At 67.6% G+C, this 20,666-nt stretch carries 19 protein-coding genes; 2 read left to right on the top strand and 17 right to left on the bottom strand.

The annotated features are described in order from the left end of the window. Positions 1 to 71 precede the first annotated feature (71 nt). The 17 genes from msrA to HNP48_RS05825 form a co-directional block, all read right to left on the bottom strand. On the bottom strand, positions 72 to 617 hold the full coding sequence (msrA, locus tag HNP48_RS05905) for a peptide-methionine (S)-S-oxide reductase MsrA (RefSeq protein ID WP_184855951.1): 546 nt from the start codon (positions 615 to 617) through the stop codon (positions 72 to 74). A 106-nt stretch (positions 618 to 723) separates the two neighbouring features. After that, positions 724 to 1,863, bottom strand: a complete 1,140-nt coding sequence (locus HNP48_RS05900) for an alginate O-acetyltransferase AlgX-related protein (RefSeq protein ID WP_184856507.1) — start codon at positions 1,861 to 1,863, stop codon at positions 724 to 726. 11 nt (positions 1,864 to 1,874) lie between these two features. Beyond that, positions 1,875 to 3,389, bottom strand: a complete 1,515-nt coding sequence (locus tag HNP48_RS05895; RefSeq protein ID WP_260420109.1) for an MBOAT family protein — start codon at positions 3,387 to 3,389, stop codon at positions 1,875 to 1,877. A 214-nt stretch (positions 3,390 to 3,603) separates the two neighbouring features. Next, a complete protein-coding gene (locus tag HNP48_RS05890; protein ID WP_184855950.1) occupies positions 3,604 to 4,467 on the bottom strand; it encodes an oxaloacetate decarboxylase in 864 nt (287 codons plus the stop codon). After that, the gene (locus HNP48_RS05885; protein WP_184855949.1) at positions 4,464 to 5,870 is read right to left on the bottom strand and encodes an FAD-dependent oxidoreductase; all 1,407 of its coding nucleotides are present in this window, start codon (positions 5,868 to 5,870) and stop codon (positions 4,464 to 4,466) included. Before HNP48_RS05885 ends, HNP48_RS05890 begins: the two co-directional genes overlap by 4 nt. Beyond that, positions 5,867 to 6,496, bottom strand: coding sequence for a cysteine hydrolase family protein (locus tag HNP48_RS05880; protein WP_184855948.1), 630 nt, complete (start codon positions 6,494 to 6,496; stop codon positions 5,867 to 5,869). The genes HNP48_RS05885 and HNP48_RS05880 overlap by 4 nt, the downstream gene beginning before the upstream one ends. Further along, positions 6,493 to 8,535: a hydantoinase/oxoprolinase family protein gene (locus tag HNP48_RS05875; RefSeq protein ID WP_184855947.1), complete on the bottom strand. Its 2,043-nt coding sequence runs from the start codon at positions 8,533 to 8,535 to the stop codon at positions 6,493 to 6,495. Before HNP48_RS05875 ends, HNP48_RS05880 begins: the two co-directional genes overlap by 4 nt. Then, complete coding sequence (locus HNP48_RS05870; RefSeq protein ID WP_184855946.1) at positions 8,532 to 10,247, bottom strand: hydantoinase B/oxoprolinase family protein; 1,716 nt, start codon at positions 10,245 to 10,247, stop codon at positions 8,532 to 8,534. The genes HNP48_RS05875 and HNP48_RS05870 overlap by 4 nt, the downstream gene beginning before the upstream one ends. Next, positions 10,240 to 10,746: a 3-isopropylmalate dehydratase gene (locus HNP48_RS05865; protein WP_184855945.1), complete on the bottom strand. Its 507-nt coding sequence runs from the start codon at positions 10,744 to 10,746 to the stop codon at positions 10,240 to 10,242. Before HNP48_RS05865 ends, HNP48_RS05870 begins: the two co-directional genes overlap by 8 nt. Further along, positions 10,743 to 12,020, bottom strand: coding sequence for a 3-isopropylmalate dehydratase large subunit (locus HNP48_RS05860; RefSeq protein ID WP_184855944.1), 1,278 nt, complete (start codon positions 12,018 to 12,020; stop codon positions 10,743 to 10,745). Before HNP48_RS05860 ends, HNP48_RS05865 begins: the two co-directional genes overlap by 4 nt. Next, the gene (locus tag HNP48_RS05855; RefSeq protein WP_184855943.1) at positions 12,017 to 12,976 is read right to left on the bottom strand and encodes a tripartite tricarboxylate transporter substrate binding protein; all 960 of its coding nucleotides are present in this window, start codon (positions 12,974 to 12,976) and stop codon (positions 12,017 to 12,019) included. Before HNP48_RS05855 ends, HNP48_RS05860 begins: the two co-directional genes overlap by 4 nt. 22 nt (positions 12,977 to 12,998) lie before the next feature. Further along, a complete protein-coding gene (locus HNP48_RS05850; protein WP_184855942.1) occupies positions 12,999 to 13,718 on the bottom strand; it encodes an ABC transporter ATP-binding protein in 720 nt (239 codons plus the stop codon). Further along, the gene (locus HNP48_RS05845) at positions 13,715 to 14,479 is read right to left on the bottom strand and encodes an ABC transporter ATP-binding protein (RefSeq protein ID WP_184855941.1); all 765 of its coding nucleotides are present in this window, start codon (positions 14,477 to 14,479) and stop codon (positions 13,715 to 13,717) included. The genes HNP48_RS05850 and HNP48_RS05845 overlap by 4 nt, the downstream gene beginning before the upstream one ends. Beyond that, the gene (locus tag HNP48_RS05840; protein ID WP_184855940.1) at positions 14,469 to 15,440 is read right to left on the bottom strand and encodes a branched-chain amino acid ABC transporter permease; all 972 of its coding nucleotides are present in this window, start codon (positions 15,438 to 15,440) and stop codon (positions 14,469 to 14,471) included. The genes HNP48_RS05845 and HNP48_RS05840 overlap by 11 nt, the downstream gene beginning before the upstream one ends. After that, positions 15,437 to 16,309, bottom strand: a complete 873-nt coding sequence (locus tag HNP48_RS05835) for a branched-chain amino acid ABC transporter permease (protein WP_184855939.1) — start codon at positions 16,307 to 16,309, stop codon at positions 15,437 to 15,439. Before HNP48_RS05835 ends, HNP48_RS05840 begins: the two co-directional genes overlap by 4 nt. A 98-nt stretch (positions 16,310 to 16,407) precedes the next feature. Next, positions 16,408 to 17,610, bottom strand: a complete 1,203-nt coding sequence (locus tag HNP48_RS05830) for an ABC transporter substrate-binding protein (protein WP_184855938.1) — start codon at positions 17,608 to 17,610, stop codon at positions 16,408 to 16,410. A 44-nt stretch (positions 17,611 to 17,654) separates the two neighbouring features. Beyond that, the gene (locus HNP48_RS05825; protein WP_260420108.1) at positions 17,655 to 18,473 is read right to left on the bottom strand and encodes a GntR family transcriptional regulator; all 819 of its coding nucleotides are present in this window, start codon (positions 18,471 to 18,473) and stop codon (positions 17,655 to 17,657) included. A 294-nt stretch (positions 18,474 to 18,767) separates the two neighbouring features. Here HNP48_RS05825 and HNP48_RS05820 point away from each other — a divergent pair, with 294 nt between their 5' ends. After that, positions 18,768 to 19,484 carry a TetR/AcrR family transcriptional regulator gene (locus tag HNP48_RS05820; RefSeq protein WP_184855937.1) on the top strand — a complete coding sequence of 239 codons (717 nt, stop codon included), beginning with the start codon at positions 18,768 to 18,770 and terminating at the stop codon, positions 19,482 to 19,484. A 3-nt stretch (positions 19,485 to 19,487) separates the two neighbouring features. Next, a complete protein-coding gene (locus tag HNP48_RS05815) occupies positions 19,488 to 20,660 on the top strand; it encodes an efflux RND transporter periplasmic adaptor subunit (RefSeq protein ID WP_184855936.1) in 1,173 nt (390 codons plus the stop codon). The last annotated feature ends 6 nt before the right edge of the window (positions 20,661 to 20,666 follow it).

Genomic DNA, 20,666 nt, shown 5'->3' with positions numbered 1-20,666 from the left:
CCGCCACGATGAAGAAAACCCGCCGTCAAGGCGGGTCTGGAACACGGACTGCCACAGGCCGCAGCCCGGGATCAGTCTTCCTTCAGGTACTTGCGGAAGGTCTTGCGGAATTTCTCCACCTTGGGGCCCACCACGAAAGCGCAGTAGCCCTGCCCCGGGTGCTTGGCAAAGTAGTCCTGGTGGTAGTCCTCGGCCGTGCTGTAGTTGGCCAAGGGCTTGATTTCGGTGGTGATCGGCGCGCCGAACAGCTTGTCCTGCCCCATCTGGCGCACCATGGCATTGGCCAGTTCGCCATGGGCCGGGTCCTCGTAGTAGATGCCGCTGCGGTACTGGGTGCCGACGTCGTTGCCCTGGCGGTTCAGCGTGGTCGGGTCGTGCGTGTGGAAGAAGATCTCCAGGATCTCTTCGAGGCCGATCTCCTCGGGGTCGAAGGTCAGTCGCACCACCTCGGCATGGCCGGTGTCGCCCCCGCAGATCTGCTCGTAGGTGGGATGGATGGTGTGGCCGTTGGTGTAGCCGCTTTCCACATCGGTGATGCCGCGAACGCGGTCGAACACCGCTTCGGTGCACCAGAAGCAACCGCCGCCCAGGGTGATGGTTTGCAGTTTCTCTGCCATGAAGGTCTCCATGCAATGACGTATTTCCATGGCATGGTACGCGGCCCGGGGTGCCGCAGTGCGGACAGGGCCATTGCGACTGCGGCTGCAGGTCGGCGTCCTGATTTCAGCGGGCCTGGGCGTTTTTCGCGGCACCCTCGTGCAGGCCCGCTGCAGGGGGAGGAACGGTGAACCATCCGTTTCTCGCATCCCGTTCCACCACCGTGAAAAAGACGTAGTCAGGCCTCCAGCTTTCGACCAATTGGGCCAGGCGCCCATCGGGCTTGATGGCCTCATGCCAATGCAATTGGAGCACGTCACTGAATGTGGCCTCCATCAGCAACGACATCGAGTCGCCAAACGAATCCCTCAGCCACAGCACCTTCTTGTGGTTCAAGGCATTGCTGGATTGAACAAGAACCGGCTTCCTCGGCGGTACCGTGGGCAGGTGACCTCCCGTATGCAGGACTTTGTGGGTGTCAAAGTCCAACTGGGTGGTCTTCAGGGGCAGATCCTCGGCATGGATAGCCACTCTGGTATCGGACAGATGTTCCGACAGCCGAAGAAAATTCGCCAGGTCTTTTCCTCCGACCGGATGGGTGGATTTCAAGCGATACACCTCACTCGATGGCCAGCGGAGCTCTGGTGCCGCGGCTGCGACCTGCTGCCCAAAGGCACGGAATGCCGTTGCAGAACCAAGATCATTCCAATGGGTGTCCGTTTTGAAGTACAGATCGGCTTGCTGGTGCGCCTTGGCCTCCAACAGGGGGGCTCGAAGATCGACATAGAGAACGTTGCCCGTCCCGGCAAACAGCGCGTCGGTGGCGTTGGGTGATGCCGGCTGCGCCCAATGGGGCAGATGTTCGGGGTAAATGCTTCCCTTGTTGGGACCGATCATGACCCGAAAGAGTTGAACCCCTTTGCTGGCCAGGTACGTGTCCCAGGCAGCCGCCGCCACACCAATCTGCTTGGCCAGCTCCACATCCCCCGGTGCAGGTGGATGCCGGGATGCTGACAGCGTGGACTCAAACTCATCCCCCAGAAAAAGCCAGCCGTCGTGGCCAATGACGACCCGTCTGGGATTGGTGCTTATCCCCACCGGGTACAGCAACTTCGCCGCAAATTTCGATGCGAAGTCCATGTTGAAGAAAAATGATTTCTCCCATTTGATGGATTCGATATTTTTCACGCGAGAAATATTGACCATCGGCACGATCAACAAGCTCGCCAACAGCGCAACCAGGAAAAGAACAGCCCGATGCCTCATGTTCATTTTTATTAGAAATTGAAGTACAAAAACACCGAACTTGTCGTTGCAAGCATGGCGTACATTGCCAGAGAAAAAATCACCACTCCGCAAACAAGCTTGGCACTCCCCAATGATGCACTCGCTATTTCGATGGAATTCTTCTGACGGACGACAATAAAAGCGAACGCAATGGCAAGGTATGCAGGCACGTGTCCGACAAGCCCCACGGGAAGGTATTGCAGCAACACATCGGACAGCCAGCCCCCCCAGGCAAAATCAGACGTGGGTGCGGATGGCAGGGAGGTTCCGGCGATAGAGCGGAAATCCACCATGCCGTGCAGCACGCGGGCCGCATCCTCCAGGGTCTTTGCACGAAAGAAAACCCACGCAACATTCACAAACACAAAGGTGAGCAGCCATGCCAAGGCTGCGGGCATCGGGCGCCCCCACTTCTTCCAGAGCCGGTGCACTCCCAGCGCAGCCCCGTGCATGGCGCCCCAGATGACAAACATCCAGGTCGCGCCATGCCACAGCCCCCCCAGCACAAAGGTGATGAAAATATTGAGGTAGGTTTGGTACTCCGAGGACCGGTTGCCCCCCAGAGGGATATACAGATAATCCCGCAGAAAACTGCTGAGGGTGATGTGCCAACGTCGCCAGAAATCCTGGATGTTCAGCGCCTTGTAGGGTGAATTGAAATTGATCGGCAACGAAATATTGAACAGCAACGAAGCGCCGATCGCCATGTCACAGTACCCGCTGAAGTCGAAGTACAGCTGAAAGGTGTAGGCCAGGCTGGTTGCCCATGCTGCAAAGAACCCAAGACTCTGGCCGCCATCGAACCCGGCATCGGCCCACACGGCGAAGTTGTCGGCAATGACCACCTTCTTGAAAAGACCGATGCCAAAAATGAACAAGCCCTTGAGGAGGTTCGACTTTCTCAGCATGAGCGTCCAGCGCGAGTCGAACTGGGGCATGATCTGCTGGTGGTGCACAATGGGTCCCGCAATGAGGTGCGGGAAAAACGTCACAAACAGCGAATAATTCAGAATTCCGTATTTCGCGGTTTCCCCGCGATAGCTGTCCACCAAATACACGATTTGCGTGAAAGTGAAAAAGCTGATCGCCAGCGGCAGCACGATCTGGGGCACGGTGTGCGCCGTGCCCAACAGGGCATTCACGTTGTCCAACAGAAAATTGGTGTATTTGTAGTACCCGAGCAGCACCAGGTTGGCGGCAATGCCTGCGGCCAGCACCATTTTTCTGCTGATTCCATGGTTCAGCCTGCCCGTATCGCCAGGGAGGGGGCCATGCGACTTGGCCAGATACGTGCCAATCGCGAAGTTCACGAAAATGGAACCCAGGATCAACGGCAGGTGCTTGGTATCCCAGTACGAGTAGAAAAACAGGCTTGCTACAACGAGCCAAGCCTTTCCAGCAGTGATCCAGCGCAGGTGATTCATCAAGAAGTAGATGAGCACCACGATGGGCAGGTAGACCAGAATGAACTGCCAGGAACTGAAAACCATAGAGCTAGCGGCCATCACCGGCAAGGCCGGGGGCTTGGAGATGTGGGCCGCTCGAGGCGGTGGTACGGGGAGGTGACCTCGCCCCTGCTGATGTGCTGGAGTGCAACACCCTCGGCCCCCATGCATGGGGATGGGGTACCGCGAGTGGCTGATCCACAACCCACAGCACTCCGTCGGCGGTGATCGTACCCCAAGCCCCAGGCAGAATCGCCGGCCGGCCCATCGGGGGCTATTCGTACCTGCGCCCCTGCTCCATCAGTTCGGGCGTGCCGATCAGTGCATTGAGCCCGTCGAAGTCCAGCATGCGCTCCTTGTACGGCGCCGTGGTCTGGTGCGTGTGCAGGCTGGCGTAGTAGCCCTGCAGGGTATGGGCCACGGCCCGTGCGGTACCGCCCGGGAAGATGGCGATGCGAAAACCGCGCGCGCCCAGCTCCTGCGCGCTCTGCACCGGGGTCTTGCCGCCCTCGACCATGTTCGCCAGCAAGGGAATGCGGTGGGCGAAGCGCTGGCAGGCGGCGTCCATCTGCCCGGGGGTGCGCAGGGCCTCGATGAACAGCGCGTCCACCCCGCATTCGAGGTAGCGCTCGGCGCGTTCGAAGGCGGCCTCGATGCCCTCGACCGCGATGGCATCGGTGCGCGCCAGGATGAGGGTGCGGGCGTCATGCCGCGCGTCCAGCGCGGCACGCAGCTTGCCGCACATCTCGGCGACCGGCACCACGGTCTTGCCGTCCAGGTGGCCGCAGCGCTTGGGAAAGCCCTGGTCCTCCACCTGCACCATGGCGGCTCCCGCGCGCTCGAAACCGCGCACCGTGCGCTGCATGTTGAGCGCGTTGCCAAAGCCGGTGTCGGCATCGACGATGACCGGCGTGCGCACGCGCTCGGTGATGCGAGCCAGCGTGTCCTCCACCTCGGTGTAGGTGGTCAGGCCCACATCGGAGCGGCCCAGCCGGGTGTAGGCGATGGAGGCGCCCGAGAGGTACAACGCCTCGAAACCGGCCTGCTCGGCCACCAGGGCGCTCAGCGCGTCGTAGATGCCGGGGGCCAGGAGGATGTGGGGCTGCTGCAGCCGTTCGTGCAGGGAAATCGCGGTCATGGGGTGGTGCCGGTAGTGGATCGAAGCTGGTGGGCGGCGGTGTGCGCGGCAATGAAGCCGCCCGCCACGGCACTCAACAGGCCATTGCCGGAGAGGTAACCCCAGACGGCATCGCCCGAGACGCCGCGCGCCGCGCCACCGGCCGCCAGCAGGTTGGGGAACGGCCGGCCCGCCGTATCGAGCACGCGGCATTGCGCGTCGATGTCGAGCCCGCCCTGGGTATGGAACAGCGCGCCCGTGACCTTGACGGCGCAGAACGGCGCCTGCAGGGGCCGCGCCGCCGGGCGCGGATACGGGCCCTGCCCCGCCAGCGTGGCCGCCAGCGCTGCCTCGTCGCAACCGATCACGGCGGCCAGGGCCTGCACGCTGTCGCAGTGCTTCACGGCACCCGCCGCCTCGGCATCCACAAAGTCCGGAAAACCGCGCGCCAGCGCGAGGATGGGGGCGTCGAACACGTTCCAGGCCACGCCGCCCGGCTGGGCCAGCACATGGACCGAGGCCTCGGAATAGCCCTCAGTCTCGTCATGGAAGCGCCGGCCCAGGGCGTTGACCTGGATGCCGCCTTCCATCATCAGCGCCCAGGAGATCAACGCCCCCTGGGGAATGGCCCAGGAACCATGGCCCTGGTAGCCCCCCAGGTCGGCCAGGCGCGCACCCAGCGCCCGGCCCCAGGCAACGGCGCTGCCGTCATTGCCGGTATGGCCGGCGAACAGGGCATCGCGCATTTCGGGCAGCAGCTCGCGCACCATGGCGGCATTGCCGCCAAAGCCGTTGCAGGCCAGGATGGCCGCGTCGCAGGACAGGTGCTCCAGCGTGCCATCGGGCCGCTCGTAGCCCACGCCGATCACCAGCCCCGTGTCGTCGGCCCAGAGTTCGCGCACGGCGGCATCGGTCACCAGGGGAATGTCGGCCGCTGCGGCGGCATTGGCCAGCCGGCCCATCAGGCCCACACCGGTCTTCTCGGGCACGGCATGCATGCGGCGCACGCTGTGGCCGGGGTAGAGAAAGCCATCGAGCACCTGCCACTGCAGGCCATGGCGCTGCTGCAGCGCATCGAGCGCGGGGCCGATGGCCCGGGCATAGGCCTGCACCAGGTGCGGCGCCGCCCTGCCCTTGGCCTTGGCGCCGATGTCGGCGGCAAAGCGCTCGGGGCTGTCGGCTATGCCCAGATCCCGCTGCACCTGCGTGGCCGGCGCCGGGATGAAACCCGAGGACAGGGCCGAGGATCCCGTGGGCGTGGCATCGCGCTCCAGCACCGCGCAGTCCACGCCCAGGTCGTGCAGCAGCAGCGCGGCCGTGAGGCCGCAGGCCCCGCCGCCGACGATGGCCACGGGCACATGGCTGTCCTGCGCGGCCGCAGGCATGTGCTCGGCACGGCGGATGGTCGGCTTCATGCCCGTCATGGCGTTCCGGCCGCCAGTGCCGCGGTGAAGTCCGCGCAAGTCAGCACCTGGGCCACATTGGCCATGTCGGCCAGCGCCGTGTCGTGCACCTCCTGGCGGAAGGCCGCACAGCCGTCGGACAGCACCAGCGTGCGGTAGTCGCGCATGTGGGCATCGCGCACCGTGCTGGCCACGCCGCCATTGGTGACGATGCCGCACACGGCCACGGTGTCGACGCCCGCGCGGCGCAGCACCCAGTCGAGCTGGGTGTTGAAGAAGGCCGAATACGCCACCTTGCAGACCGACACATCCACCCAGGGCGCGATCTCGGGCACATGGGCCTGGCCCGTGCCGCCCGGTGCGAAATCGCCGCGCCGCAGAAAGGGCCGCAGCTCCTTGAGGTGGGGCGAGACCATGGGCTCGCCCTGGGCATCCGGCCACAGCGTGAACTGGCTGCCCGCCACCAGGCCACCGCCAGCCTTGACGGCCTGGGCCACCTGGGCCAGGCGCGGCGGCAGCAGCAGCGCGGCGGGGCTCACCGCGCCACCGCGCGCGTAGGCACCGTCGGGCGCGAGAAAGTCGTTTTGCAGGTCGATCAGGACCAGCGCCACGCGCCGGGTGTGCAAGGGTGTGGCAGTGGTGCTCATGCAGCGCGCACCAGCAGATTGCCCAGCGTGTCCACCGTGGCGTGGAACCCCGGCTCCAGCCACACCGTGGTGTCGGGCTGCTCCAGGATGGCCGGGCCTTCGATGCGGGCGCCCACGGGCAGGTCCAGCCGTGCATGGCGCACGGCGTCCCACCACTGGCCGGCATGGAACACGCGCTGCACGCCCAGGGGCGGGTTCAGCGTGGTCGACTGCGGCGCCAGCACCGTGAGGTCGAACTTGGGCCGCACACCCACGCGGGCATAGCGCAGGTTCATCACGCGCACGGCGATGCCGGCCAGCACCCGGCCGAAGGCGGCGCGGTAGGCCTCCTCGAAAGCCGCCTGGATGCCTTCGCGGCTGAGCGCAGCGGCCGTGACGGGCACCTGCACCGTGTGCGTCTGCCCGGCGTAGAGCATGTCCAGCGCGATGATCTCCTGCACCTGCACGAACTGCACGCCCGCCGAATCCAGGCGCTGCTGGCAGGCTTCGGACAGGGACTGCACGCGCTGGCGCAGGTCGGCCACATCCAGTTCGGCCAGGGGCTTGTTCAGGGTCTGCACCGCGTCGTGGCGCATGTCGGCCATCACGCAGCCCAGGGCCGAGGTGACGCCCGGGTAGCGTGGCACGATGCCCGTGCCCACGCCCACCTCGCGCATCATGGCGCACACGTGCAGGGCGCCACCACCGCCGAAGGGCATGTAGGCGAACTGGCGCGGGTCGTGCCCGCGTTCGATGGAAACCACACGCACGGCGCCGGCCATCTTGGCATTGGCCACGGTGAGGATGGCCTCGGCGGCAGCCATCACAGAAAGGCCCAGGGGCAGTGCCACATGGGTCTCGATGGCATCGCGCGCCTTGGCCGCATCCATGGCGGCCAGCAGGCCGCCGCCCAGCGGCCGGTCGGCCGCGATGCGGCCCAGCAGCACGTTCGCATCGGTCACCGTGGGCCGGGTGTTGCCGCGCCCGTAGCAGGCAGGGCCAGGCACACTGCCAGCGGACTCAGGGCCCACCTGCAGCATGCCGCTGGCATCCACCGAGGCGATGGAGCCGCCGCCCGCGCCAATGGTCTCGATCTGGATCATGGGCGAGCGCACCACCATGCCGAATTCGATGGCGGTCTGTGTGGCCAGGGCCGCCTCGCCGCCCGCGACCAGGGACACGTCGAACGAGGTGCCCCCCATGTCGCCCGTGATCGCATCGGGAAAGCCTGCCGCGCGCGCGATGGCCGCACAGGCGATGACACCCGCCGCCGGGCCCGACAGGGCCGTGCGCACCGGCACGTCGCAGGCCGTCTGGCGCGACATCACGCCGCCGTTGCTCTGCACGATGAGCAATTCGCCGCCAAAGCCCTGGGTGCGCAGGTCGCCCTCCAGCCGCTCCAGGTAGCTGCCCACCACGGGCTGCAGCGCGGCGTTGAGCGTGGCCGTGGAGCAGCGCTCGAACTCGCGGATCTCGGGCAGCACCTCGCTGGCCGCCGTCACATGGGCGTTGGGCCACAGGCTGCGCACGGCCGCCACGGCCGCCTGCTCGTTGGCCGGGTTGGCATAGGTGTTGATGAAGAAAACGCACACGGCCTCGCAGCCCGCATCGAGCAGGGCCTGGGCCTGGGCCTTCACCTGGGCCAGGTCCACCGGGGTGTGCAGCGTGCCGTCGGCCAGCACACGCTCGTCCACCTCCAGGCGCAGGTGGCGTGGCACGATGGGCTCGAAGCTGCCGCGCAGGCCCCAGGTCTGGGGCCGGTCGCGGCGGCGCATCTCCAGCACATCGCGGAAACCGCACGTGGTGATGATGCCGGTGCGCGCCACCTTGCGCTCCAGCAGCGCATTGGTGCCCACGGTGGTGCCGTGCACGATGGTGGCGATGGCCGCGGCCGAATCCGCCACGCGCGCCACGCCGTTCATGAAGCCGCGCGCCTCTTCCCCCCGGGTCGAGGGCACCTTGACGATGCGGGCGCTGCCGTCCGCCTCGTCGAGCACGAAAAGATCGGTGAAGGTGCCGCCCACGTCCACCCCCACCACAAAGGATGCCTTGCCACTCATGCTGCTGCGCCTTTCACTGCCGTCGCACTCTCACTGTTCTCCACCACATAGCCCATGGCCGCGTCGATCTGCCGGCGCGCCACGGCCCGTGCTTCGGGCGCACCGTAGCCGCCCCCGCCCGGGGTCTCCAGGCGCACGCGCTCGCCCTGCTGCAGCTTGATGCCGATCATCTTGGAGCGCATGGGCGGCGTCTTCCACTCGCCCGCGTTCTGGTAACGGAACACGTTCAGGGCCCCTGCCCCGCCCCCGGCAATGCCCTGGGGTGCGGCCTTGCCGCGCTCGCCGAAGATGAAGACCTCGGCGTCCTGCTCCAGCAGCTCGATCTCGTAGATGGCCCCGAGGCCGCCCCGGTGCTGGCCGTCGCCACCCGAGCCCGGGCGCAGCGCCCATTGCGTGAAGCGCACCGGGTAGGCCGCCTCCAGGATCTCCAGCGGCGGGATGGTCGCCGTGGAGATGGGGGCGTTGCCATGGCTCATGCCATCGCCATCGGAATGGCCGCCGTGGCCGCCGCCAAAGAAGCTGAACATCACCCAGCGCTGGCCCTTGCGTGCTGCATCGGTGCGGTGCCCGGCGATGGACAGTGCATTGATGGTGCCGTAGGCCTGGGCCATGGCGCGCTCGGGCGCGGCCAGGGCCGTGGCGCTGAAGATCACGTCGATCATGCGCAAAATGGTCTCGGTGTAGCCGCCCACGGGCCGTGGCCGTGCGGCACTGATCACCAGGCCGTCGGGCAGCACGAAATCCACCGCGTCGAGCACCCCGGCATTGGCCGGCACGTCGGGGAACAGGTGCTTGAGCGCCACGTAGCAGGCCGCGATGGCCGTGGCGCGCGAGATGTTGACCGGCCCGGCGCACTGCGGCGAGCTGCGCGAAAAATCGAGCGTGAGCGCATCGCCCTGCACCGTCATGTCCAGGGCGATGGTCAGCGCCTCGTCCCGCACACCGTCATTGTCCAGCATGTCGCTGAAGCTGTAGCGCCCGTCGGGCAGCGCCGCGATGTGCGAGCGCATGAGCTTGACGGCGCGCGCGCGCAACTCGCCCATGGACTGCAGCACCACGGCATCGCCGTACTGGTCCAGCAGGTCGTGCAGGCGCCGCTCGCCCAGGTCCAGCGCCGAGAGCTGGCCGTTGAGGTCGCCCCACAGGCTGTCGGGCAGGCGCGTGTTGGCCTTGAGGATGGCCAGCACGTCCTCGTCGAGCGCGCCGCCGCGCACGATGCGCACGGGCGGTATCTGCACCGCCTCCTGCCAGCACTCGGTGGCGGCCGGGTTGTAGTTGCCGGGCACGGCGCCGCCCACGTCGTGCCAGTGGGCGGCCGAGGCGAGAAAGCAGTACAGCCGGCCATTGCGGAAGAACGGGCGCACCAGCTTGAAGTCGTTGGCGTGCGTGCCGCCCTCGTAAGGGTCGTTGAACAGCCAGGTGTCGCCCTCGGCCATGCCGCCGCGCCCGCTGGCCGCCTGCATGGCCGCGCGCACCGCGAAGGCCATGGCGCCCACGAAAACCGGCAGGCCGGACTTGCCCTGCACCAGGGTGTCGCCGCTCACCGCGTCGTACAGGCCGTGGCAGGCGTCGTGCGCCTCGGCGATGATGGGATTGAACGCGCTGCGGTAGAGCGTGGCGTCCATTTCGTCCGCGATCTGCTCGAGCCGGCCACGCAGCACCGCGAGGGTGACCGGGTCCATGCTGCTGCTTGTCGTTGTCTGTTCAGCCATTGACGGCCTCCTTGCCAAATCGGGCGCGCAGCTGGTTCATCAGCCCGCCAGCGCGCACCATGTCCATGAGAAACGGGGGAATCGGGTCGCAGGCCAGGCGCGTGCCCTCTGCGGTGAGCACAGCCGGGGCCTGCCAGTCCAGGGCGATCTGTTCGCCCTCGGCCACCCGGCCCGCCTCGGGGCAGGTCAGCAGCAGCAGGCCCAGGTTGAAGGCGTTGCGGAAGTACAGGCCGCTGAACGACGGCGCGATGACCGCCACGATGCCTAGGCGCACCAGCACGGCGGCGGCCTGCTCGCGCGAGGAGCCGATGCCGAAGTTGGGCCCGGCCACGATCACGTCGCCCTGGCGCACACCGCCCACGAAATCCGGGCGCACCGATTCCAGGCAGTGGCGCGCCAGCACCTCGACGCCGTGCTTCATCGCATGGCCGGGGGCCAGCACATCGGTGTCGATGTCGGCCCCGAGTTTCCAGACCCTGTGCAACGGTACGGCGCTCATGCCAGCACCTCGCGCGGGTCGGCAATGCGCCCTTTCAGGGCCGATGCGGCCACCGTGTAGGGCGAGGCCAGGTACACCTGGGCCGTGGCCGAGCCCATGCGCCCCTTGAAGTTGCGCGCCGTGCTGGAGATCACGGTGGTGCCGTCGCCCACCGTGTCGCCATAGCCGGCGCAAGCGCCGCAGGTGGTGGGGAAGAGTTCGGCCCCCGCGTCCTGCAGCACCTGCAGCACACCCTCGTCCCGCGCGGCGGCCTGGTCCTGCTGGCTGGCGGGGGCCACCATCAGGCGCACGCCGCTGGCCACGCGCTGGCCGCGCAGCACGCGGGCCGCGGCGCGCAGGTCGTCGAGCTTGGCCCCCGTGCAGGCGCCGATGTAGGCCACGTCGATGCGCGTGCCCGCATGCCGGTCCACGGCTGCGGTGTTCGCCGGGCTGTGGGGCGCGGCCACCTGGGGTGCCAGGGTATCGGCGTCGAAATCGTGGCGGGTGAGTGGCGCGCCGAGGTCGGTGCGCCAGGCGTCCAGCCCCTGCAGGTCCGCCTCGGGCACGCCGTGGGTCGCGAGCCAGTCGCGCGTGGTCGCGTCGGGGGCGATCAGGCCGGCCTGGGCGCCCATCTCGGCACTCATGTTCGACAGTGTCATGCGTTCCTGCATCGACAGCGCTTGCACCGCAGGGCCGGCGAACTCCACGGCCTGGTACTGGCCGCCGTTCATGCCGAAGCGGCCGATCATGTGCAGCACCATGTCCTTGGCGGTCACGCCGGCAGCGAGCTGACCGCTCCAGTGCATCTGCAGGGTGTGGGGCACGCGCAGCCAGATCTCGCCGGTGACCACCACGCCCAGCATCTCGGTGCTGCCAATGCCGAACATGTAGGCCCCGAAGGCACCACCCGTGGGCGAATGCGAATCGCCGCCCACGCAGAACATGCCGGGGCGGATGTGCCCATGCTGCGGCACCACCACATGGCAGATGCCCTGGCCGTCATAGACATGGGGCAGCGCCTGCTCCTTGGCCCAGTCGCGCGCGATGCGCACGATGCGGCGTGACTCCTCGTCGCGCTCGGGCAGGTAGTGGTCCATGACCAGCACCACGCGCGACTTGTCCCAGAGCCCGGCGCCCAGCTCTTCGAGCATGGGTTGGAGCCGGCGCGGGCCGGACGAGTCGTGGAACATGGCCAGGTCCACCTTGCAGTTGACGATTTCCCCGGGCGCCACGCCGCTGCGCCCGCTGGCGCGGGCCACCAGCTTCTGGGCCAGGGTGCTGGGCAAGGCAGTCATTCGGGCTTGGCTCCGGCAAAACGCACGACCTTGGCCCAGCGCGGGATCTCGGCCTGCACGAAGCGGGCGAACTCCTCGGGGCTGTTGCCCACGGGCACGGCGCCTTCGGTCTCCAGGCGCTTTTTCACCTCGGGCGTGGCGATGGCATGGCGCGCGGCGTCGCTGAGTTTCTTGGCCAACTCGGGGTTCATCTGCCCGGGGCCGAACAGGCCGAACCAGGCGCTCGATTCGTAGCCGGGCAGCACCTCGGAGATGGCTGGCACATCGGGGAAGGCCGGCAACCGCTTGGCACTGGTCACGCCCAGCGCACGCAGCTTGCCCGCCCGCACCTGGGCCTGGGCATTGCCCACGGCGGCGAACATCAGCTCCACCTGCCCGGCCAGCACGTCCTGCAGGGCCGGGGCGGTGCCGCGGTAGGGAATGTTGACGATGTAGGCACCCGACTGCATCTTGAAGGCATCGCCCGCCAGGTGCAGCGAAGATCCTACGGCGCCAATCGCGAAATTGAGCTGGCCCGGTCGCGCCTTGGCCAGCGCGATCAGTTCGCGCACGTCCTTGGCGGGCACCGAGGGGTTGGCCACCAGGATGGAGGGCGAGGTCGCCACGCAGGTCAGCGGCGTGAAGTCCTTGATGGGGTCGAACGGCAGCGAAGGGTAGAGGCTGGCGTTGATGGCATGGCTCGTGAAGCTCATGAGCAGGGTGTTGCCATCGGGTGCCGCCTTGGCCACCGCGTCAGCGGCGATATTGCCGCCCGCGCCGGGGCGGTTTTCCACCACCACGGTGCGGCCGAGCTGGCGGCCCATCTCGCTCGCCAGGTTGCGCGCCAGCGTGTCGGTGGAGCCGCCTGCGGGCGCGCCCACCAGGATGCGGATGGGCGCGTTGTTCTGGGCCAGGGCCTGCCCGAACGGGAGTACCGCGGGCAGGGCCAGCAGCATTTTGCGGCGTGGAATGGTCATGGTGTCTTGTCTCCTTTTTCTCTCAGAGGCCCAGGTAGGCCCGGCGCAGTTCGTCGCTGCGCAGCAGTTCGTCGGGGGCTCCGGCAAAGCGGATGCTGCCGTTTTCCATCACATAGGCGCGGTCGGCGATCTCCAGCGACTGGCCCACGTTCTGCTCGACCAGCAGCACCGCCAGGCCGGTTGCGCGCAACTGCCGGATCAGGCCGAACATCTCCTCGACCAGCAGGGGCGACAGGCCCAGCGAGGGTTCGTCCAGGATCAGGAGGCGCGGCTCGGCCATGAGGCCGCGGCCGATGGCCAGCATCTGCTGCTCGCCGCCGCTCATGGTGCCGGCCAGCTGGCCGGTGCGCTCCTTCAGGCGCGGGAAGGTCGCGAACACCTTGTCGATGTTCTCGGCCCGCCGCTCCCGGGCGCGGGTGAAGCTGCCCAGCGAGAGGTTTTCGAGCACGCTGAGGTTGGGGAAGATCTTGCGGCCCTCGGGCACCTGGATCAGCCCGGCCTTGACCACCTCGGTGTAGTGCGCGCCGCTCAGGTCCGCGCCGCCGAAGGCGACCGTGCCGGCCCAGGCCTGGTAGATGCCGCAGACCACGTTGTTCAAGGTGGACTTGCCAGCGCCATTGCTGCCGAGAAGGGCCACGGTTTCGCCGGGGTTCACCTGCAGGTCCACGCCACGCAGCACCTCGACGCGGCCATAGCCGCCGCGCAGGCCGGCAATGCCAAGCAAGGGAGCCGCCGTGCTCATGCGGCCTCCTTCGCGGCGGCGGCGCGCAGGCGCGCTGCCGTGCCATGGCCCAGGTAGGCCTCGATCACGCGTTCGTCGGAGGTCACGGCCGCGGGGCTGCCCTCGGCGATCAACTGGCCCTGGGCCAGCACCCACACGTGCTCGGCCAGGTTCATCACGGCCTGCATGACATGCTCGATCATCAGCACCGTCACACCGCCCTGCGCAATGCCGCGCACCACGGGAATCATCTCGGCAATCTCCTGGGGGTTGAGGCCGGCCAGCACCTCATCGAGCAGCAAGAGGCGCGGCCGGGTGGCCAGCGCGCGCGCCAGCTCCAGCCGCTTGCGCCCGGCCACGGTGAGGTCCGAGGCGGGCTTGTCCAGCTGGGCGGCCAGGCCCACGCGGGCAGCCACCTCGGTGGCCAGCGCCAGGGCGGCGGCGCGGCGCGGCTCGTGCAGGTGGGCGCCCACGGCGATGTTCTCGCGCACGGTCTGGGCCGCGAAGGGCTGCACGATCTGGAAGGTGCGCGCCATGCCCAGCCGGGCGTTCAGGTGCGGGGCCTGGCCGGTGATGTCCTGCCCGGCCAGGTGCACGCTGCCCGTGTCGGGCCGCACAAAGCCGCTCATCAGCGCGAACAGCGTGGTCTTGCCGGCGCCGTTGGGGCCGATCAGCGCGGTCAGCGTGCCCTCGCGCACGGTGAGGCTGACGTTCTGCACGGCCTTGAGGCCGCCGAAGGACTTGCCCACGCCCGTGAGGGCCAAGAGTTCTTTATTGGCCATGGCGGCCCCCCGATCGTTTCCACAGGTCCACCACCGACTGGCCCAGACCCGCGATGCCGCGCGGCAGGAACATCACGATGAGCACCAGCACGGTGCCGTAGATCACCATGTTGATCCCGGGCAACTGGCCGAACAGGTTGCGCGTGAGGTCGGCCAGCACATGCAGCACCAGGGCGCCGAGCACCGGCCCCCAGACCGTGCCGATGCCGCCCACGATGGCCGCCACCAGCGCCTCCACCGAGGTGGAAGAGCCATAGGCGATGCCCGGGTCGATGTACTGGAACACCTGCACATAGAACGCCCCGGCCGCCCCCATGAAGCCGCCGGAGAGCGCAATGGCGCCCAGCTTCACCCGAAAGGGGTTGACGCCCACGGCGCGGGCCGCATCCTCGTTGTCGCGCACGGCCTGCAGCCAGGCACCGAAGCGCGAATTGCGCAGCCACCAACTGGCCAGCAATGCCAGGGTGACCAGCGCCAGGACCAGGAAGACATAGCCCTTGCGCGAGCCGAACTGCATGTTGGAGAGCGACTCCCTGAGCGGCAGCATCAACCCCACGCCCGCGCCGGTGAACGGCACCGACAGCGCCAGGATGCGGAACACCTCGGCGAACGCCAGCGTGACCAGCGCGAAATACGAACCCTTGAGCCCGTAGCGGAACGACAGCCCGCCCACGAACAGGCCCACGAGCGCGCTGCCTGCCACGGCCAGGGGCAAGGCCAGCCAGGCGTTGATGCCGCCCTGCATCTGCGCGATGGCCTGGATGTAGGCCCCCGTGCCGAAGAACAGCGCATGGCCGAACGAGAACTGCCCGCCGAAGCCGCCCAGGATGTTCCAGGCCTGCGCCAGCAGCGCCGCGTACAGGGACATCATGACGAAATTGAGCAGCACGCCCGAATCGGACGCCAGGGTGATGACCGACACGGCCAGAACGAAGACTGCGATGGATGCGAGCTGTTTCATTGCCGGGCTCCGAACAGGCCCTGCGGGCGGAACAGCAGCACGGCGATGAAGATGGCGAAGATGCCGATCTGCCCCAGCGACTCGCCCAGGTACAGGCCGCCCAGCGATTCGACCACCCCGATCAGCAACCCGCCCACGAGGGCTCCGGCAAAGCTGCCCATGCCGCCGAGCACGACGATGGTGAAGGCCACCAGCACGAAGCCGCTGCCCACCTGCGGGTTGACGTAGTAGGCCGGCAGCAGGAAGCAGGCCGCCGCGCCCAGGCAGGCCAGGCCGATGCCGAAGCTCATGGCGTAGACATGGTCCACATGGATGCCCATGAGCTTGGCGCCGTGCTTTTCGCGCGCCACAGCGCGGATGGCGCGGCCCAGGTCGGTGCGCCCCACGATCCACAGCAGCAGGCCCGACACCACCAGCGCCCCGGCAAAGGAAACCAGCTTGGGCAGCGCGATCATGGCCGGGCCGATGGCCACGGTGGTGAGGGTGTAGGCCGTCTCGATGGTGCGTGTATCGGACTTGAAGAACAGCAGCGCCAAATTCTCCATCACGATGGAGATGCCCAGCGTGACCAGCAGGATGTTCTCGTCCTTGCCATGGCTGGCGCGGTTGATGACCACGCGCTGCAGCCCATAGCCCAGCGCGAACATGCCGGGCACGAGGATGGGCAGCGCCAGGTAGGGGTCGATGCCCCAGTGCTGCTTGAGCAGGTAGACGGCGTACAGCGCCAGCATCAGCGACGCGCCGTGCGCGAAGTTGATGATGTGCAGCACACCATAGATCAGGGTGAGGCCCAGGGCGATCAGCGCGTAGACCGCGCCGGTCGTCAGCCCGTTGAGGACCGAGGGGAAGAGGATGCTGAGATCGAACATGGGGGTGGTGTGCCGGGCATGTCAGGCAAAGGCGCGGCCTGGCGCCAGGGTCTCTGGCGCCAAGTCAGCCGGTGCGCGCATGGCCGCCAGCTCGGTTGTCAGGCCTTCAGCGGGAAGAGTGGATCCGCCTCGCGGTAGTCGCGCGGGATGATGACCTTGATGTCGTTCTTGAGCACCTGGGTCATGAGCGGCTGGGCCCCCTGGTTCTGCCCGGCCACGAATTTGGTGGGTCCGTAGGGCATGATGTGGTCGGCGAACGTGCTCTTCTCCAACGCGTCGATGACGGCGGCGCGCTCGGTGGACTTGGCACGCTCCAGCGCATCGGCCAGCAGCCACATGCTGGTGTAGGTCATGAACAGCTCGTAGCTGAAGAACAGGCCCTTGGCCTCCACACGTTTCTTGAGATCCTGGGCGCGTTTGTCCTTGGGGTTGAACCAGTGGTTGCAGTCGATGATGCCGTTGGCCGCGTCCGGGAACTCCTTGACGAACTTGTAGCTCGATGCGGCGCCGCCCAGCACCGAGTAGATGGCCTTGGGCGTGACCTTCTGCTGCTGCATGGTGCGCACCAGCAGCGCGTACTCGTTGTAGTAGTTGGCGGGGATCACGATGTCGGGGTTCACGGCCTTCATGCGCAGCACGATGTTGTTGAAGTCGCGCGTGGGGTTGGCGTGCTTGACGACTTCCTTGACCTCGTAGCCGTAGCCCGGCAGCTCGCGCGACAGCAGCTGCGCCGTGCCCGAGCCGAACAGCGACTCCTCGTGGATCACCATCACCGTCTTGGCGGGCTTGCCGGCCGCGGTGTTGAGCACGTGCAGGTTGGCCATGGCGGTCTCGGTGCACTTCTTGTAGCCGGGGCCGAAGCGGAAGGTGTTCTTCAGGCCGCGCTCCACGATCTGGTCGGCCACGCCCACGTCCACGATGTGCGGCAGGTTGTACTTGGCGGCCGCCTGCGTGGTGGCCAGGCAGATGGCGGAGGCGAAGGCACCGACCACGGCGGACACGCCGGCTTCGTTCATCTTCTCGACCTCGGCCGCGCCGGCCTGGGGCTGCGACTGCGCGTCGCCCAGCAGGGCTTCGAGCTTGGCGCCACCCAGGGACTTGATGCCGCCGGCCTTGTTGATGTCCTCGATGGCCAGCATCGCGCCCTCGCGGCACTGCTGGCCCGAATAGGCCAGCGCCCCCGTCACCGGGTGCAGCACCCCCACCTTGACCGCCTTGGCCTGCGCGCCACCCACCAGGGGAAAGGCCAGGGCCGATGCGGCGGCGGCCGACTGGGAGAGGAAATGGCGGCGATTGCTCATGGGCGTACTCCTTGGAGGATGGGTCGGGGCGGTTGTTGTGTTTTTCAATGGAACTGGGCCGACAGCTCTTTGCTGACCCAGACCTTCGCGTCGATGCTGCCCACGCGGGACAGCTGCATCTCGTATTCGTAGCGGTCGGGCCGGTACAGGCCGTGCAGCCACTGCACGGGGCGCTCCTGGTCGTCGTAGATCAGGCGGCGCACGGCCAGCAGGGCCGAGCCCACCGCCACGTCGAGGTGGCGCGCCACCACGGCATCGGCCAGCTTGGCGGAGATGGTCTGGTGGGCGCGGCCCACCTTCACACCCGACTCCTCCAGCAGCACCAGGATGGGCTTGCGCGCCAGCTCGCGCCGGCCGAACTGGCGGCCGATGTCGGCCGGCACATAGGTGGTGATGTGCGAGAGCGGGCCCTCGCGCGTGCTGCGCACCCGCACGGCCTTCTGCACGGCGTCGCCCACGGCGATCTGCAAGGCGCCGGCCACGGCGCGCGAGGCGGTCACGGTCTCCACATCGAGCACCTTGACCGAGGTGCGCAAGCCCATGCTGACCAGGTTTTCGAGCAGGCCGGTGAGCTGGGCGCGGTTGCTGTGCAGGTGGCCCTCCTGGCCGCCCTGCCCTGCCTCGGGCTGGGGCACGGGCCGCGTGCCTCTGCCGGGCTGGCGGGAAATCAGGCCTTCGCCCTGCAGCAGTTCCAGGGCACGGCGCACCGTGACGCGCGCCACAGAGAACTGCTGCATCAGCGCCAGTTCGCCCGGCAAGCCCGCGGCGAAGTGCCCTTCCTGCAGTTGCTCGCGCAGCACCAGGTAGATCTGGTGGTATTTGGGCAACGGCAGCTTGGGCGACATGGGTTCATCGTGGGCCATCCATAATGTCCTGTCAATGAGACATTTAAGCCCATTTGGTCCTGTTTTGAGGACATTTGCGCCGGAGCGCGGCCAGGCCCATGGCGCTCCCATTTTTGGAGCACTTGCACGCACGCTCATGGGGCTGCCACGGGACGCATGCACCGCCGTGGAGCAGCACGCGCGCGGGGCCTGGGGTTTACCCGCAACCCCGGAAGGCATCGCGCTGGTGTCGCCCCAGGGCATCGATCAATTGACGCCGGCAGACACGCTTGCTATATTACTAACCAGTCAGTCATTAACTACAACACCCCCTTGACCACCGCCCCCGCCACCCCTTCTGCCGGAACCAAACGCGAACGCCGCAAGGAAGCGCGTCCCGGCGAGTTGCTGGAGGCGGCGCTCGACCTGTTCGTGGAAAAAGGCTTTGCCGCCACCCGGGTGGACGACGTGGCCGCGCGCGCCGGGGTGTCCAAGGGCACGCTGTTCCTGTACTTCCCGAGCAAGGAAGAGCTGTTCAAGGCCGTGGTGCGCCAGAACATCGCGGGCCGCTTCGAGGAGTGGAGCCATGAGCTCGAAACCTTCGAGGGCACGACCGGCGAGCTGCTGCGCCACTGCTACCTGGTCTGGTGGGAGCGCATTGGCGCCACCAAGGCCTCGGGCATCACCAAGCTGATGTTCAGCGAGTCCCAGAACTTCCCCGAGATCACCGTCTTCTACCAGCAGGAAGTGATACGCCCCGGGCAGGACCTGGTGCGCCGCATCCTGCGACGCGGCATGGAGCGCGGCGAATTCCGTGGCGTGAACCTGGACTACGCCGTGCACGTGGTGATGGCCCCGATGATCTTCCTGATGCTGTGGAAGCACTCCATGGGCGCCTGCATGCCTGACGCGCTGGAACTCGGCCCCGAGAAGTTCATCGACGCGCAGGTGGACAACGTGCTCTACGGCCTGTGCGCGCGTCCGGAAACGGGGCCTTTCGCCCCCGCCCTCTCCTCCCCTTCCCTTCCCTCTTCTCCTTCTGCGGTCTGACCCATGAAACGCTGGATTCCCTGGCTGGCTGCGGCCGCCGTCGTCGTGCTGGTGGGCGGTGGTGCATGGCGCGCCATGGCCGCGCGCCAGCAGCAGCAAAAGGCCCTGGCACAGGCTGCCAGCCAGCGTGCCGAGGCGCCCATGCAACTGGCGGCCAGCGAGCTGGTGGGCGTGGTGCGCAAAAGCCTGGTGCTGGGCGTCCCGGTCTCGGGCTCGCTGCGCGCCACCGAATCGGCCATGGTCAAGGCGCGCGTGGCGGGTGAGCTGCAGGGCCTGACGGTCCGCGAAGGCGACAGCGTGCGCGCCGGCCAGGTGCTGGCCCGCATCGACGCCACCGAATCCCAGGCCCGCCTGCGCCAGGCGCAGCAGCAGGCCGACGCCGCCCGTGCCCAGGTCGACATCAACCAGCGCACGGTGGCCAACAACCAGGCGCTGGTGAACCAGGGCTTCATCTCGGCCACGGCCCTGGTCACCTCGCAGGCCAGCCTGGAATCGGCCCAATCGACCTACCGCGCCGCGCTGGCAGCGGCCGATCTGGCCAAGAAGTCTCTGGAAGACACCGTGCTGCGCAGCCCCATCACGGGCCAGGTCTCGCAGCGCCTGGCCCAGCCCGGCGAGCGCATGCCCGTCGATGGCCGCGTGCTGGAGGTGGTCGACCTCTCGCGCCTGGAACTCGAGGCCCTGCTGAGCCCGGCCGATTCACTGGCCGTGCGTGTGGGCCAGAAGGCCCAGTTGCAGATCGAAGGCAGCGCCGAGCCCGTGGTGGCCACGGTGGCGCGCATCAACCCCAGCGCCCAGGCCGGCAGCCGCACGGTGCCCGTCTACCTGGCCATTGCCCAGAACCGCGGTGCCCCCGCGCTGCGCCAGGGCCTGTTCGTGCAGGGCCTGCTCGACACCGGCCGTGCCGAGGTGCTGACCGTGCCGCTCGATGCCGTGCGCACCGACAAGCCCGCGCCCTACATCCAGGCCGTGCGGGATGGCAAGGTGGCCTACCTGCCGGTCAAGACCGGGGCGCGCGCCGTGGTCGATGGCCAGGCCCTGGTCGCCATTGAGGGTGCCCCCGAAGGCACGGTGGTCGTCTCCGGCCGCATGGGGCAGTTGCGCGAAGGCACGGCCGTCACCACGGCGGCAGCCGCCGCTCCCGCTTCGGCCCCTGCATCGCGCCCCGCGCCCTGACCCGCC

It is taken from the genome of Acidovorax soli, from assembly GCF_014207955.1.
Taxonomy (GTDB): Bacteria; Pseudomonadota; Gammaproteobacteria; order Burkholderiales; family Burkholderiaceae_C; genus Acidovorax; species Acidovorax soli_A.
Note: the sequence above shows the minus strand (reverse complement) of the source record. Positions and strands in the feature narration are given on the sequence as shown.